The organism is Pantoea dispersa, assembly GCF_035783935.1.
Classification (GTDB): domain Bacteria; phylum Pseudomonadota; class Gammaproteobacteria; order Enterobacterales; family Enterobacteriaceae; genus Pantoea; species Pantoea dispersa_C.
Genome location: NZ_JALKOV010000028.1, coordinates 1 through 1,364, shown reverse-complemented (window position 1 = coordinate 1,364; position 1,364 = coordinate 1). Strand labels below are relative to the sequence as shown.

The window sequence follows — 1,364 nt, the reverse complement described above, 5'->3', positions numbered from 1 at the left end:
AGACCAAAGTGGGGGACCTTCGGGCCTCACACCATCGGATGTGCCCAGATGGGATTAGCTAGTAGGTGGGGTAATGGCTCACCTAGGCGACGATCCCTAGCTGGTCTGAGAGGATGACCAGCCACACTGGAACTGAGACACGGTCCAGACTCCTACGGGAGGCAGCAGTGGGGAATATTGCACAATGGGCGCAAGCCTGATGCAGCCATGCCGCGTGTATGAAGAAGGCCTTCGGGTTGTAAAGTACTTTCAGCGGGGAGGAAGGCGGTGAGGTTAATAACCTTGCCGATTGACGTTACCCGCAGAAGAAGCACCGGCTAACTCCGTGCCAGCAGCCGCGGTAATACGGAGGGTGCAAGCGTTAATCGGAATTACTGGGCGTAAAGCGCACGCAGGCGGTCTGTTAAGTCAGATGTGAAATCCCCGGGCTTAACCTGGGAACTGCATTTGAAACTGGCAGGCTTGAGTCTCGTAGAGGGGGGTAGAATTCCAGGTGTAGCGGTGAAATGCGTAGAGATCTGGAGGAATACCGGTGGCGAAGGCGGCCCCCTGGACGAAGACTGACGCTCAGGTGCGAAAGCGTGGGGAGCAAACAGGATTAGATACCCTGGTAGTCCACGCCGTAAACGATGTCGACTTGGAGGTTGTGCCCTTGAGGCGTGGCTTCCGGAGCTAACGCGTTAAGTCGACCGCCTGGGGAGTACGGCCGCAAGGTTAAAACTCAAATGAATTGACGGGGGCCCGCACAAGCGGTGGAGCATGTGGTTTAATTCGATGCAACGCGAAGAACCTTACCTGGCCTTGACATCCAGAGAACTTAGCAGAGATGCTTTGGTGCCTTCGGGAACTCTGAGACAGGTGCTGCATGGCTGTCGTCAGCTCGTGTTGTGAAATGTTGGGTTAAGTCCCGCAACGAGCGCAACCCTTATCCTTTGTTGCCAGCGATTCGGTCGGGAACTCAAAGGAGACTGCCGGTGATAAACCGGAGGAAGGTGGGGATGACGTCAAGTCATCATGGCCCTTACGGCCAGGGCTACACACGTGCTACAATGGCGCATACAAAGAGAAGCGACCTCGCGAGAGCAAGCGGACCTCATAAAGTGCGTCGTAGTCCGGATTGGAGTCTGCAACTCGACTCCATGAAGTCGGAATCGCTAGTAATCGTAGATCAGAATGCTACGGTGAATACGTTCCCGGGCCTTGTACACACCGCCCGTCACACCATGGGAGTGGGTTGCAAAAGAAGTAGGTAGCTTAACCTTCGGGAGGGCGCTTACCACTTTGTGATTCATGACTGGGGTGAAGTCGTAACAAGGTAACCGTAGGGGAACCTGCGGTTGGATCACCTCCTTACCTGAAGATAC

1 rRNA gene is annotated in these 1,364 nt (G+C 55.1%); it reads left to right on the top strand.

Annotated elements, in window-relative coordinates:
- A 16S ribosomal RNA gene (locus MXF20_RS23180) occupies nt 1-1,353 on the top strand; the annotation flags it as partial.
- Between the last annotated feature and the right edge of the window lie 11 nt (nt 1,354-1,364).